The sequence below is a fragment of the Streptomyces sp. NPDC004561 genome (assembly GCF_053602155.1).
Map to the genome: position 1 here is coordinate 1 of NZ_JBSGDB010000247.1, position 12725 is coordinate 12725.

Sequence of the window (12725 nt, forward strand, 5' to 3'; positions counted from 1 at the left end):
CTGGCCAGTCTGTGAAGCAGGAACCCGGCAGCCGGGCGACCGGCCAAGCCACCTGAAAAAGGAATCCCGGTCCTTCAGGGCCGGGAGGATGTCAAGAAGAAGGCCAACCTCGACCTGGTCGCGGCCCCATGGGACGACGTGTGCTTCGCCTTGCGGGGCCACTGAAGCCGCCGGCTCCACTACGCCCGCGAGGGCAACATCACCCGGCGTCAGCCCGAGCAGGCCCGGTGCCTGACCGTCGTACCTCACCGTCGACTACGAACGCGAACTCGCCCCACTCGACGAGCAGGGACACCGCCCGCCGCGGACCGCGGCCGCCGACGATCCCGCCGTCGGCCTGTGAGGCGGTGCGCAGCCGGCGCGCTGACCGAAAAGACCGGGCTCTTCGGCCCGTACTGCGCCGGGATGGGCGATCCTGGGGACATGAGGATCGAGGTCTTGGTGGTGCCGGATTGCCCCAACCAGCAGCTCGTCGAGGAGCGGTTGCGGCAGGCGCTGGACGACGCGGGGCCAGTCGGCACCGCTTTCACCACGCGGGTGATCGCCGACCAGGCTGAGGCCGAGCGGTCGGGCTTCCCGGGCTCCCCGACGATCCTGATCGACGGCCGCGACCTGTTCGCCGAGCCGGGCGCCTTGCCCTCGGTGACCTGCCGGATCTATCGCACCCCCAACGGGCTCGCCGGTGCGCCCGAGGTCGACCAGATCCGGCAGGCCCTGCGGGCAGCCGCCGACACGGACGGCGCAGTGCAAGCGCGCTCACCGTCGGGCCGCCGAAGGGCGTTCTAGCGTCGCGGCATGGACTACAGGCACTTTGTCGGAGGTGGCCGGTCGCGATGCGCGCTGTGTGGAACGGCACCGTGCTCGCGGAGGCCGAGCGGACGGTCGTGGTGGAGGGCAACCACTACTTTCCCCCCGAGTCGCTGCACCGCGAGTACTTCACCGAGAGCCGGGCCAGGTCGCTGTGCTTCTGGAAGGGGCTCGCCCGCTACTACACGGTGACTGCCGGTGGGCAGACCAATGTGAACGCCGCCTGGTACTACCCGCATCCCAGCCCGCTGGCCCGGAAGATCAAGAATCATGTCGCCTTCTGGAACGGCGTCGTGGTCGAGGAAGCCGCTCCGCGGGTGAGCCGGTGAGTGCCGCGCCGCGCGGCCTGCGCGTGGCGGGCCTGGCCGCCGGTGTGGGCGCCTCACTGGCCGCCGCCTACCTGGGGCTGGTGACTGGTGCCGTCCCGGTCGACATCGGCGTGGGGCGCCGCACTCGGCCGCTGGGCCCGCAGACCGTCGACGTCGCGGCTCCTCGCCAGACCGTGTTCGACGTGGTGGCCAGGCCGTATCTGGGCCGCACGCCGCGGGCGATGCGCGAGAAGCTGAAGGTGCTGGAGCGCGGCAGTGACCTGGTGCTGGCCGAGCATTACACGCCGATCGCCGGCGGCCGGCTGAAGGCGGTGACAGTGGAGACGGTGCGCTTCACCCGGCCTGAGCGGATCGACTTCCACCTGGTGCGTGGCCCGGTGCCGTACGTGAGCGAGTCCTTCGTGCTGAGCGAGACCGGAGCGGGGACGCGGCTGGTGTACGAGGGCGAGCTGGGCACCGACCTGTGGCGGCCGGGGCAGTGGTGGGGCGCCGCGGTGGCCGCCCGCTGGGAGGAGGCGGTTGCCGCCTCGCTCGCCTCGGTCAAGGTCGAGGCCGAGCGCCGTACCACAACGGCAGGAGGATGAGTCCGCGGCCGGTTCGGTGAGCGCGCTTACGGCTCCCCTCGCCTCGGCGCCCGTAGCGTCACGGGCATGGTGCTCCGCCTCGTCCTCGGCACGGTCTGCACGGCCATGGCCGTCGGCCGGCTCGCCTCGAATCACCGACATGCCGGCCGTTCTCGGCACGTACGGTTTGGTGCACGGCGCCGTGGCGGCCGTGCCCATCGGGGGGTTGGTCGCCGGGGAACTGGTGTGCGGGGTGTGGTTCCTGGGGCCGGCCGTGGTCGACTGCGGCTGCTTCGGGAACCACCTCACCCAGCGGCTGAGCTGGTTCGTCCTCCTCCAGGACGCTCTCACGCTCGTGTACGCCGCCGTGCTGCTGCGCCCTGCCCGTGCGGCCACCACGAGGGAGTCCGGTGGAGTGGAGGCAGATCGTGATGTCCGCACCCCGACGCTCCCGCTTCGGTGGGACGGCCGCCGTCGTCACGGCCGGTCCGGCCATGGTCGTGTGCTGCGCGGGTCCACTGCTCCTGGGCGCAGCGGCGTTCGGCGCCGTGGGTGGCGCACCGGCGGACCCGTGGCTGATCACGGTCGGGGCGGTCGTACCCACGGCCGTCACCACCTACGCCCTCAGGTGCCGAGTCCGGAGTCGCCGAGGCGCCGGGCCAGGCGACGGCTGCCCGACCGTCCCGGACCCGCACCGCCGCGAGGACGGCCCCCCGGACCGGCGACGTCCGGTGACCGATTGCGACTGACCCCGTGAGAGGAGTTCTGCGATGACCCAGGCACCGGCGCCGAGGCGCAAGGCGGACCGGGACGAGGTGTTCGTCGAGTTCACCAAGTCGGTCTGCCCACTGTGCAAGACCTCTGTCGACGCGCAGGTCAACATCCGCGACAACAAGGTCTATCTGCGTAAACGCTGCCGAGACCATGGCGAGTTCGAGGCCCTGGTCTACGGGGACGCCGAGGCGTACCTGGCCTCGGCCCGCTTCAACAAGCCCGGCACCATCCCCCTCACCTTCCAGACCGAGGTCAAGGACGGCTGCCCGTCCGACTGCGGGCTGTGCCCGGAGCACAAGCAGCACGCCTGCCTGGGGATCGTCGAGGTCAACACCGGCTGCAACCTGGACTGCCCGATCTGCTTCGCCGACTCCGGCCATCAGAGCGACGGCTACTCCCTCACCCACGAACAGTGCGAGCGGATGCTGGACGCGTTCGTGGCCTCCGAGGGCGAGGCGGAAGTGGTGATGCTCTCCGGCGGCGAGCCCACCATCCACAAGCACATCCTCGACTTCATCGACCTCGCCCAGGGCCGCCCGATCAAGAACGTCACCCTCAACACCAACGGCATCCGCCTGGCCACCGACGAGAACTTCGTCGCCGAACTCGGCAAACGCAACGAGGTGCCAGGCCGCTCGGTGAACATCTACCTCCAGTTCGACGGCTTCGACCAGCGCACTCACCTGGAGATCCGGGGCCGGGACCTGCGGACGTTCAAGCAGCGGGCCCTGGACAACTGCGCCGCGGCAGGGCTGACCGTCACCCTGGTCGCGGCCGTCGAACGGGGCCTGAACGAGCACGAGCTCGGGGCGATCATCGAGTACGGCATCGACCATCCCGCCGTCCGCTCGGTCGCGTTCCAGCCGGTCACCCACTCCGGCCGGCACGTGGAGTTCGACCCGCTGAACCGGCTCACCAACCCCGACGTGATCCGGCTGATCAACGAGCAGCGGCCGGGCTGGTTCCAGAAGGGGGACTTCTTCCCCGTACCGTGCTGCTTCCCGACCTGCCGATCCGTCACCTACCTCCTGGTGGACGGCGAACCGGGCAACCGCACCGTCGTGCCGATCCCGCGGCTGCTGAACGTGGAGGACTACCTCGACTACGTCACCAACCGGGTCCTGCCCGACGCCGGGATCCGCGAGGCTCTGGAGAAGCTGTGGTCCGCCTCCGCGTTCATGGGGACGGAGATGACCGAGGCGAAGCTGCGGGCCACCGCCGAGGCCCTCAACTGCGCGGACGCCTGCGGCATCGACCTTCCCCAGATCGTGGAGGAGCTGAACGACAGGGCGTTCATGATCGTGGTCCAGGACTTCCAGGACCCCTACACCCTCAACGTCAAACAGCTGATGAAGTGCTGCGTCGAGGAGATCACCCCCGACGGGCGCCTGATCCCGTTCTGCGCGTACAACTCCGTCGGCTACCGCGAACAGGTCCGCGCCAAGACGTCCGGCGTGCCCGTCGCCGATGTCGCCCCGAACGCACTGCCGCTGGCCGACCGGCTCACCACCACCCGGTACGGCTCCAAGACCGCCCGCGTCGGGGCCACCGTCGAGGAGACGCGATGACCGACCGGAACGCGTTCCCGTCCGGCCCGGCCGGCGACGAGCTGAAGGCCTGTTGCGCCGCCGCGTACTCCTCGGACGTGGTCGCGCTCCTGTTGGGGGACTCCTACCATCCCGGCGGCACCGCCCTGACCCGCCGCCTCGCCGACGGCCTGAACCTGAGCGAGGGCCGCCGGGTGCTCGATGTGGCCTCCGGCCGTGGCACCACCGCCCTGCTCCTCGCCGACACCTGTGGCGTTCAGGTGGACGGTGTGGACTACTCGCCGGCCAACACCGCCCTCGCCCAGGGCGCCGCCCAGGCGGCGGGACTCGCCGACCGAGCCGAGTTCACGACCGGGGACGCCGAACAACTGCCCTACCCCGATGGCGTCTTCGACGCGGTGGTGTGCGAGTGCGCCTTGTGCACGTTCCCCGACAAGGCCCAGGCCGCCGGCGAGTTCGCCCGCGTCCTGAAACCCGGCGGCCGGCTCGGCATCACCGACGTCACCGCCACCCCCGACCGGCTCCCGCCCGAGCTGACCGGTCTTGCCGCACGGATCGCGTGCATCGCCGATGCCCGCCCGCCGCAGGAGTACGCCGGGATCCTGGCCACTGCCGGGCTGCGCACCGTGCGCACCGAGCGCCATGACCACGCCATGACCCGCATGATCGACCAGATCGAGGCCCGGCTGAACCTGCTGCGTATGACCGCTGCGGCCAAGCTCACGCAGGCCGGAGTGGACCTGAACGCCGCCCCCGCCGTCCTGGCCGCGGCCCGCGCCGCCGCAGCCGAGGGCCACCTCGGATACGCCCTGCTGATCGCCGAGAAGCCGTAACTGACGTCCTGGCATCGCCTACCGGCGCGTACGTAAGCGCCCTCACATACCACCCCAGCAGGCCGGAGCGGCGGCCGGGCTGGTCGGTGGTGGCCCGCATCACCGAGATCCTCGGCCGCCGCCTCGCCGACCTCGAACAACGCCTGCCCGACAGCGTCTTCAAGTCCGTCTCCCAGCGCGTCGCGACCACGCTGACCACCCTCGCTACCCGCGCCGAACACCCCTGCGGGCAAACTCCGGCCGGGCACGCACCATCCGCGTCCCGGACCCGGACCGGCTGGGCGACGCAGCAGGATAGCGACGGCGGCCATACCCACGAGTTGAGCCCCCCCGACCTGCCCCGGTATGTGATGATCGGGTCCGGTTCTACCGACAGTGGGAGAGAAGACATGGCCGAACGGCAAACTGGAACCGTGAAGTGGTTCAACGGCGAAAAGGGGTACGGCTTCATCACCCCCGAGTCCGGACCGGATCTCTTCGTGCACTTCAGGGCCATCGAAGGAGCGGGCTTCAAGTCACTCGAAGAGGGCCAGAAGGTCTCCTTCGAAGCCGTCCAGGGCCAGAAGGGGATGCAGGCGGACAAGGTCCGCGTAGAGCCCTAGACACACCCCGGGCGTCCTGCGCCGCGCGCCGTTCACCCCACGCGCCCGAACGGCCATGCCTGAACCCGCACGCGCCGCACACCCGCCGACCGCTTCCATGCCTGACCAGCTCGGGCCGCTGTGCGGCTCCGCTCCCAAGGGCAACATCCTCGACGACGGCGGCGCCGGACAGGACCACCACCCTGCCCGGCACCGCCGCCCCTCCGAACGTCGCTACGCCCACCGCATGCCGATGGCCGAGAGCTGCTCGATCCGCTCCGGCGACAGCGCCGCGGCCCGCGAGCGCTGGTTGCCGATCCATGCCCCCAGCCTCAGCTCCCGGGCCTCCTGCTCCCGGCCGCTGCCGTCCTCCCCGCCTGCGACGAGGAACCGTTCGACGTGTTTCCTCGGCACGCGCAGATGTCCTTCACGTTCGTAGTACTGGCGGGCGGCGGCATAGTTGAGCGCCCACTTGTCGGCCTGACTACGGCGCGGCCCGGGCCTCTCGTCCTCCGCGGCGGGCTCGATCCCGAGGACCTGCCCGCACATCCACTGCTGCGCGATGGTGAGCCTGTCCCAGCCGAGCCGCACCGACCGCACCCACCGCCCCAGGTCCTCGCCCTGGCGCACGACCTCGCCCGGCTGCATCAACAACTCCCCGCCGCTCTCCAGCCGGAGCCTGACGAGGCGGAAGGCGCGTTGCCATTCCACTGGAAGACGAGCGCACGCCCAAAGCCCTCCTCGGCGGACGCCTTGACCAGCGCGGTCTGCAGGGCGGCGAGCCGCGCCCCGCGCACTTCATCGGTGCGGCCCTCGACGCCGAGAAGCTGTGCGGCTTGGAGTTGGGCGTCGCTGATGTCGAGGCACACCACCTGGTAGGGCGCAGATGCCCCGGTCGATCGCCTCGGACAGCGTGAGGGTGTAGCAGCGGGCCCCGAACGGGCCCTCCGGGTCGTCCTCCATCGACGCCACCAGCTCACCCGGCGCGCCCGGAGCAGCCTCCTGCTCCTCGTCCAGCTGCCACAGCCGCGGCGTGGCCGTCATGTACAGCCGCCGCAGCGCCGGGATACGGGTGTTGTCGTGGACGACGGCCCACGGTTTGCCGATCCGCCCGGAGGTCCGGTGTGCCTCGTCGACCACGATCAGGTCCCAGCCCGGCAGGCCCGCGGTGTGAGCGCGTTCCAGTGTGCCGAGCCCGAGCGAGGCGTACGTGGCGAACACGGTCACATTGTCGAAGGGCCGCACCCAGGCGACCAGTTCTTCCACGTCCGTGGTGTTCGGGAAGGCCGCCTCCTGACCCCGCAGGGACGAGACCCCGATCACCGGTCCCGTGCGGCCTCCCTCACGCCATGCGGCCTCGGTCTGGGCGAGCAGGTCCAGGGACGGTACGAGCACCAGAACCCGGCCCGCCCGGAGCTGCTGCGCGCTGCGCGCCGCCACGAGGGTCTTCCCGGATCCGGTCGCCGTGACCACCTGGGTCCGCAGTCCCCGCTCGGGCATCGTCGATCCTGCGGGCAGTTCGAGAGCGCGGAGCACGGTGTCCGTGGCTTCTCGCTGGTGGGCCCGGAGTTCCATCGGGGTCCTTTCCCTGGCCGATGGTGGGTGTCGGTCGACGGGCGGGGCCGGCTTCGTCTCATGGTGTGGTCGTCGGCGGGGATGTCCGTCCGTCGCCCCGACTCGGTTCGGCGGTGCCGTCCGGGGTTGTTCCGGTCCTGGTGTAGAGGACCTCGCGGCCCTGCTCCGCGGCGCGGATGAGGTTCTCGCCGACGAAGTCGAGGAAGCGGGCGGCGTTTTCGAGGCGCGTGGCGGCCGGGGTGCCGCGGCCGAGGATGCCGACGCCCTGCCGTGCGGTCTCGATGAACTGGTCGTTGGCCCGGGCGCTGCGGATCATCGACTGGTACCAGAGGTCGTCGTCGACGACGTAGCGCTCGCGGCGGCGTTCGTCGCGTTCGCGGCGGACGAGGTCCAGGCCCTCGAGGTACGTGATCGCCTTGGAGACGGACGCCGGGCTGACCTGGAGGCGCTGGGCCAGGTCGGAGGCGGTCAGGCTGCCGGCGTCGGTGGTGTAGAGGCAGCCCAGCACCCGGGCCATCATCTTGGGCAGGCCCGAGGTCATGAGGACGGTGGTGAGGGTCTCCTGGTAGTCGCGCAGGGCTTCGGCGTCGCGTCCGTGGGACTGCGGCAGCGCCTGTGACCCCTGGGGCGCGGTCTGCTTGCGCCGGTGGGTGCGCTGCTGGGTGGCGCGGTGGGCGAGGTCGGCGCGGTAGCCGGTGGGACCGCCGTTCCGCGTCACCTCACGCGTGATGGTGGAGGTGGGGCGGTCGAGGCGGCGGGCGATCTCGGCGTAGGCCAGGTTGTCGGCCAGCCCCAGTGCGATCTGCTGGCGTTCCTGCTGGGTGAGCCTGCCTCCGGGCATCATGCCCCCCTTTCGTGCCCCACGGGTGCTCCATGGCGCTGCTCGGCGTTGTCCGACGCCTCCACCATAGCGTTCAGCTTCAATGCATTGCAACGAACGACTGTCCCATCGTTGCGTTAATTGAGAGGGCGTTGCAATGATTATTGCACTCTCACCTGCGATTGTGTGCCTCCTGTGCAAAGAAGTTGTTGCCTGGGTATGGAAAGCAACGTAGCGTTTCTGTTGTCAGAAACAAGGAACGAGCACAGGAGAGCACCATGCAGAAGTTCGACACTCCCGCCCCGATCTCCGCCGTCCTGAACATCCCCGCCGGACGCGTCCAGCTCATCGCCGCCGACCGCGCCGACACCGCGGTCGAGGTCCGGCCCGCGAACGCCTCCAAGGGCCGCGACGTGAAGGCAGCGGAGCAGACCACGGTCGAATACGCCGACGGAGTCCTGCGGATCGGGACCTCGGCGAAGAACCAGTACCTCGGCCCCTCCGGCGCCATCGAGCTGACGGTCAAGCTGCCCGCCGACTCCCACATCGAGGCCAAGACGGCCAGCGCCGAACTGCGCACCGTCGGCCGCCTCGGCGACGTCGTCTTCGAAGGCGCGTACCACCAGATCAAGCTGGACGAGGCCGCGACCCTCCGCCTCACCGCGGTCGACGGCGACGTCGAGGTCGGCCGACTGGGCGGCCCCGCGGAGATCAGCACCGCACGGGGCGACATCCGCATCACCGAGGCCGTACGCGGCACGGTCGTGCTGACCACCCAGTCCGGCGACATCACGGTCGGCGCCGCCGCCGGCGCCTCGGCCACCCTGGACGCCGGCACCGGCTACGGCCGCGTCAGCAACGCCCTGAAGAACGACGGCACCGCCGAACTCGACATCCGCGCCACCACCTCCCACGGCGACATCACCGCCCGCAGCATCTGAAGAAGCACGCCCAGGACGGTCCGGCCGGGCCCACCGCGATCGAAGTCCGCTCGGTCGCCGTCGGCGGCCCGGCCGTCCGCCCCGAGGGCCTGCGATGTCCATGCAGGCCCGGTGGAAGCCGTACCAGACGCCTCACGCGAGCAGGGGGAACACATGACGAAGAACAGCACTTCCGCGAGCCGTGCGAAGTGGGCCGGCATGGTGCCGGTGGACGACACGGCCCTGGCCGTCACCGACACCGGCGGTCCCGGTGTCCCGGTGGTCTACCTCAACGGCCAGTTCGCCACCCAGGGGTACTGGCGGCGGGTCATCGCCGAACTGGGGCCGAAGTGGCGGCACATCACCTACGACGAGCGGGCTCGCGGCAAATCCAGGCGCTCGGCCGACTATTCCTTCGAGGCCGCCGTCCGGGACGTCGACGCCGTCCTCGCCGCCAGGGGAGTGGACCGCGCCCTTGTGGTGGGCTGGTCCTACGGAGCGGTCGTCGCGGCGCACTGGGCCGGCCGCAATCCCGAGCGCGCCCTGGGCGCGGTCCTGGTCGACGGCGCGTTCCCGTACGACTGGCTCGACGAGGCCATGGAACAGCGGATCCGCAAACTCTTCCGGCGGCTGGGCTGGTTCATGCCGCTGCTCCGCCCGACCGGCCTGGCGCCGCGGATGACCGCCGAACAGCAGGCGAACAGCAACATCGAGCTCGGCAGACTCTCCCGCGAGCGCGAACTGGGCCCCGTCCTGGACGGCATCACCGTCCCGGTGCGCTACGTGGTCGCGTCAGGGACGTCCTTCGGAAGCCGCGGCGATGAACAGGAACGGATACGCACCAGCCTCGACACGGTGACCGCCCGCAACGCGAACATCCGCATCAGCGCCAAGGTCACCGGCAATCACGGTGCGATCCTCAAGAAGGACTTCCCGGCCGTGACCGAGGCCGTACGCGAGGTCGCCGCCCTCGACCAAGAGGGGCGCTGAAGTCGCGACCGGGCGAACCGACGCCGCCCGCCCGTCCTGTGCGACGGGCCGTGTTCTCCATTCCGCGGCGCATCGCACGTGCGGGCAAGGCCGCGATGACACGGATCGTCCGCGCGGCCGTGACCCAGCTCTGAGACCACCGGGACCTCGCCGGCGCAGGGTGAGGCGGCTCACATCGATCGCGGCAGGCCGCCGTCCAACATTTCCCGCTGGGTGGCGCATCTCCCTGGTGTACGAAGACGCACACCGCGTCGCGACCAGACAGGGGATGTAGATGTACGACAACCAGGCAGCCGGCAGGAAGCTCTCGCGTCGCGGTCGTACCGCAGGGGCGGCCGCCTCCGTCGGTGCCGCCCTGATCGCGGTCGGCATCGGCGCGCTTCCCGCGGCCGCCACCGCGGGCACGAGCGTTCCGGGCCGCTCGGCGACCGCGCCCGCCGCTGCCCAGCCCGGCCTCGGCTCCGGCAACCTGCTGCAGAGGGAGGACTTCTTCCAGCAGGGCCTGAACCCGGTCGGCGCGACGGTGGGCACGACCGGGAAGCAGGCCCTCTCGGCGTGCTCCGGCGAGGAGACGATGCGAACGCTGACCAAGGGGAAGGCCGGCGCCTATGCCGACGTGATCTGGACCTTCGACACCAGCGACACCTTGCTGACCGAGTCCGTCGCAGCCGGCTCCACCGACACGTCGGCGGCCGCGTACGACAAGCAGCTCAACAAGCTGGTGCGCAGCTGCCAGGAGGAGCCGAACGGCCACTGGCACTACGGCAAGGGGCACGTGGTCACCGTCAGGGGCGGCGCGGGCAGCTGGTACCCGACCTTCAACGGTGACGGCAAGGCCGCCGGCGGGGTCGCGGTGATCCGTAGTGGTCACCGGTTCGGCATCGTCGAGCTCTCCGGTCAGCCCAGCGACGATCCCGGCTACATGGAGGGCATCGCTGCCGCCGCCATCAACCGGCTGGCCGACTGATCACCCGCATGCTCGATACCTGTACGAACTGAGCCGCTCTTGAGGTCAGCCCGCGCTCACCGGCCAGTCGGTGGTGAGCGCGGGCTGCATGGGTGCGGAGAGGGCAGGATTCGAACCTGCGTGGACCCCTTGGGATCCGACCTCGAGGCGTGCTCGCTGGTCCCCGATCAACCACTCCGGGCACCTCTCCTCGTTCCCGGCCCCGGTGATCTCCCGGGGCTGTTCACATGAAAGAGAGTGACAGGGGCTCCTGACAGGCGACTGACGTGACTCTGATGGGGTCCCGCTGGGGCCGGCGTGCACCACACCCTTTCCCGGCACGGCGCGTTGCGGCAGCGGGTCCTGGAGAGGCCGGCCGGCCCGGGCGGGGATCCCCGGCCTTCAGGCCGGCAGGCACATCATTCGGCTGGGGAGGACTGCGTCTTCTCCCCCTGGGTGCTCTGCTCCTGGGCGTCGGACGAGGTGTAGAAGACCGAGGAGCCCTGCTTGCTGCGCTGGGCGAGGTTCTTGGCCACGAGCCCCTCGAGGGTGGTCCGCACGACGGTGGCCTTGGTGGCGCGCTCGGGGTGGGTCTCGCCGAGTGCGGTGGTGACTTCTGCGGCGGAGCGGGGTTCGCTCTGCTGGGCGAGGTGGCTGCGGACGAGCTCGACCAGGGTGGGCTTGGCCGTCTTCGCGGCCGTGTCCTCGGCCTTGGAGCGCTTGGCCGCGGGCTTCCGGGCCGTGGTGCGACCCGGTCCGGTGGGGGACTTGCGGGCTCGTGCCTGCTTGCCCGCCGCCGACTTGGCCGCGGGCTTGCGGCGCGATGGTGCGGTGCTGCCGGCGCCGGCACCGGCGGTGGGCTCGGCCGGCGCCGCCGGTCCACCGAGTGCCAGCTGCACGTTCACCAGCACCGTGTGGTCGCGCTGCAGAGCGGCCAACTGGGCTTCCAGCGCGCCGATTTCCTCGCGGAGGCGGTCCTGCTCCTTGGTGTTGCTCTCGAGGTCACTGCTCACTTGGGCGATGTACTGCGAAGCGAGTTCGGAGGCGGAGACGGTGTTTTCGGGCATGGAATTCACTCTTCCTCGGTTTGCGGCAGGGCGGGAAGGTGCTGCCTGGGACAGTGGTGTGGGACTGCGGGTTGCAGCTGCTATCAGATTGCCCCGGAGTAGAGATAGTACGGAGAACACGGCAGATTGTTCCTGCTGCGGCCCCTTTTGCTTCAATGACCCGGGCAAGATGGTGTGGAGGTGCTGCCGCCAGGTCTCGGCGGCTGTGCCGCAAAGCGGGGCCGCGACAGCGTGTTTGTGATCCGCGGCGCCCCCGGCTGTCCTTGGAGCCGGCAATCCGACGGCAGCCGACCGCACTCGGCCGAGACGGTCCGCGAGTGACTGGTGAAACACATGAAGAACGGTGCTCCTTCGGTGCGCTGTGTCGCCCGAACAACGGCAGGTGTGCGGGGAGTTCGGCAGCATCTGCCGGTCGGTGCGGAACACCGCTCTGGAGCAGCGCCGGGTGTACCGGCGGCGCGGGACGTGGATGAACTACGCGCCGCAGTGCGCCGAGCCGGCCGACGCCGAGCGTGGGCACCCGTGTCGGAGGACGTCGTAGGTCAGATGTGTCGCGGTCGATGTCGAGGTCATGCTCCGCTGCAGCGGCGTGCGCGGCGCTCTGCCGGTGAACAGTGCCGTTTTGGAGCCCAGCAGGATGGGCGCGAGGCGCAGCGGCAGGGCGTCGATCAGCCTGGCATCGAGCGCCTGTGTCCGACGAAGCCGCCTCGGCGCGCTTGCACGCGGTGGTGACGGCGTCGGGCAGGGACTACTCACCGCACCTGACGACGAAGCGGTGTGCCTGAGGCGCGTGTCTGCTGCGTTGTATGCCTCCGGCTGCGATCCGGCCGATGGCAAGGCCACGGTCACCGCCGCCTGCAACGGGGACCCTGCTGAGTCCGTCGCGGCCCGATAGGGCCGCGGTAGGCCCGTGCTAACACGGCTCACCTGGCCGCTGTGCGGCGACACGCTGGTGGTGAAGGGGTGAGGCGGC

At 70.4% G+C, this 12725-nt stretch carries 13 protein-coding genes and 1 pseudogene; 9 read left to right on the forward strand and 5 right to left on the reverse strand.

Annotation, left to right across the window (positions count from 1 at the left end):
- The first annotated feature begins 423 nt into the window (after nucleotides 1-423).
- The 6 genes from ACWEN3_RS27665 to ACWEN3_RS27690 all read left to right on the forward strand — a co-directional run bounded on the left by ACWEN3_RS27665 (nucleotide 424) and on the right by ACWEN3_RS27690 (nucleotide 5455).
- Nucleotides 424-786 (forward strand): hypothetical protein, encoded by a 363-nt coding sequence (locus tag ACWEN3_RS27665; protein WP_452976155.1) that lies wholly within the window; start codon nucleotides 424-426, stop codon nucleotides 784-786.
- Between the two features lie 47 nt (nucleotides 787-833).
- Entirely contained in the window at nucleotides 834-1136 is a 303-nt protein-coding gene (locus ACWEN3_RS27670) for a DUF427 domain-containing protein (protein ID WP_452976157.1), read from the forward strand.
- The gene (locus ACWEN3_RS27675; RefSeq protein ID WP_452976159.1) at nucleotides 1133-1720 is read left to right on the forward strand and encodes an SRPBCC family protein; all 588 of its coding nucleotides are present in this window, start codon (nucleotides 1133-1135) and stop codon (nucleotides 1718-1720) included. Before ACWEN3_RS27670 ends, ACWEN3_RS27675 begins: the two co-directional genes overlap by 4 nt.
- A 749-nt stretch (nucleotides 1721-2469) precedes the next feature.
- On the forward strand, nucleotides 2470-4041 hold the full coding sequence (locus tag ACWEN3_RS27680; protein WP_452976161.1) for a radical SAM protein: 1572 nt from the start codon (nucleotides 2470-2472) through the stop codon (nucleotides 4039-4041).
- Complete coding sequence (locus ACWEN3_RS27685) at nucleotides 4038-4853, forward strand: class I SAM-dependent methyltransferase (RefSeq protein ID WP_452976163.1); 816 nt, start codon at nucleotides 4038-4040, stop codon at nucleotides 4851-4853. The genes ACWEN3_RS27680 and ACWEN3_RS27685 overlap by 4 nt, the downstream gene beginning before the upstream one ends.
- A 389-nt stretch (nucleotides 4854-5242) precedes the next feature.
- Nucleotides 5243-5455: a cold-shock protein gene (locus tag ACWEN3_RS27690; RefSeq protein WP_452976179.1), complete on the forward strand. Its 213-nt coding sequence runs from the start codon at nucleotides 5243-5245 to the stop codon at nucleotides 5453-5455.
- 213 nt (nucleotides 5456-5668) lie between these two features.
- On the opposite strand, the gene ACWEN3_RS27695 is transcribed toward ACWEN3_RS27690, so the two are convergent.
- The 3 genes from ACWEN3_RS27695 to ACWEN3_RS27705 all read right to left on the reverse strand — a co-directional run bounded on the left by ACWEN3_RS27695 (nucleotide 5669) and on the right by ACWEN3_RS27705 (nucleotide 7850).
- Nucleotides 5669-6082 carry a helicase associated domain-containing protein gene (locus ACWEN3_RS27695; RefSeq protein WP_452976165.1) on the reverse strand — a complete coding sequence of 138 codons (414 nt, stop codon included), beginning with the start codon at nucleotides 6080-6082 and terminating at the stop codon, nucleotides 5669-5671.
- A 150-nt stretch (nucleotides 6083-6232) separates the two neighbouring features.
- Complete coding sequence (locus ACWEN3_RS27700) at nucleotides 6233-7009, reverse strand: DEAD/DEAH box helicase family protein (protein WP_452976167.1); 777 nt, start codon at nucleotides 7007-7009, stop codon at nucleotides 6233-6235.
- A 58-nt stretch (nucleotides 7010-7067) separates the two neighbouring features.
- Nucleotides 7068-7850, reverse strand: a complete 783-nt coding sequence (locus ACWEN3_RS27705) for a helix-turn-helix domain-containing protein (RefSeq protein WP_452976169.1) — start codon at nucleotides 7848-7850, stop codon at nucleotides 7068-7070.
- A gap of 257 nt (nucleotides 7851-8107) precedes the next feature.
- Between ACWEN3_RS27705 and ACWEN3_RS27710 the strand changes: the two genes are divergently transcribed.
- The 3 genes from ACWEN3_RS27710 to ACWEN3_RS27720 all read left to right on the forward strand — a co-directional run bounded on the left by ACWEN3_RS27710 (nucleotide 8108) and on the right by ACWEN3_RS27720 (nucleotide 10706).
- The gene (locus ACWEN3_RS27710) at nucleotides 8108-8770 is read left to right on the forward strand and encodes a DUF4097 family beta strand repeat-containing protein (RefSeq protein WP_452976171.1); all 663 of its coding nucleotides are present in this window, start codon (nucleotides 8108-8110) and stop codon (nucleotides 8768-8770) included.
- Nucleotides 8771-8923: 153 nt separating this feature from the next.
- The gene (locus ACWEN3_RS27715) at nucleotides 8924-9739 is read left to right on the forward strand and encodes an alpha/beta fold hydrolase (protein WP_452976173.1); all 816 of its coding nucleotides are present in this window, start codon (nucleotides 8924-8926) and stop codon (nucleotides 9737-9739) included.
- A 274-nt stretch (nucleotides 9740-10013) separates the two neighbouring features.
- Nucleotides 10014-10706 (forward strand): hypothetical protein, encoded by a 693-nt coding sequence (locus ACWEN3_RS27720; protein WP_452976175.1) that lies wholly within the window; start codon nucleotides 10014-10016, stop codon nucleotides 10704-10706.
- Nucleotides 10707-10801: 95 nt separating this feature from the next.
- Here the strand turns inward: ACWEN3_RS27720 and ACWEN3_RS27725 are convergent.
- Nucleotides 10802-10896, reverse strand: a pseudogene (locus tag ACWEN3_RS27725).
- A gap of 208 nt (nucleotides 10897-11104) precedes the next feature.
- On the reverse strand, nucleotides 11105-11752 hold the full coding sequence (locus tag ACWEN3_RS27730) for a BlaI/MecI/CopY family transcriptional regulator (RefSeq protein WP_452976177.1): 648 nt from the start codon (nucleotides 11750-11752) through the stop codon (nucleotides 11105-11107).
- Nucleotides 11753-12725 lie beyond the last annotated feature (973 nt).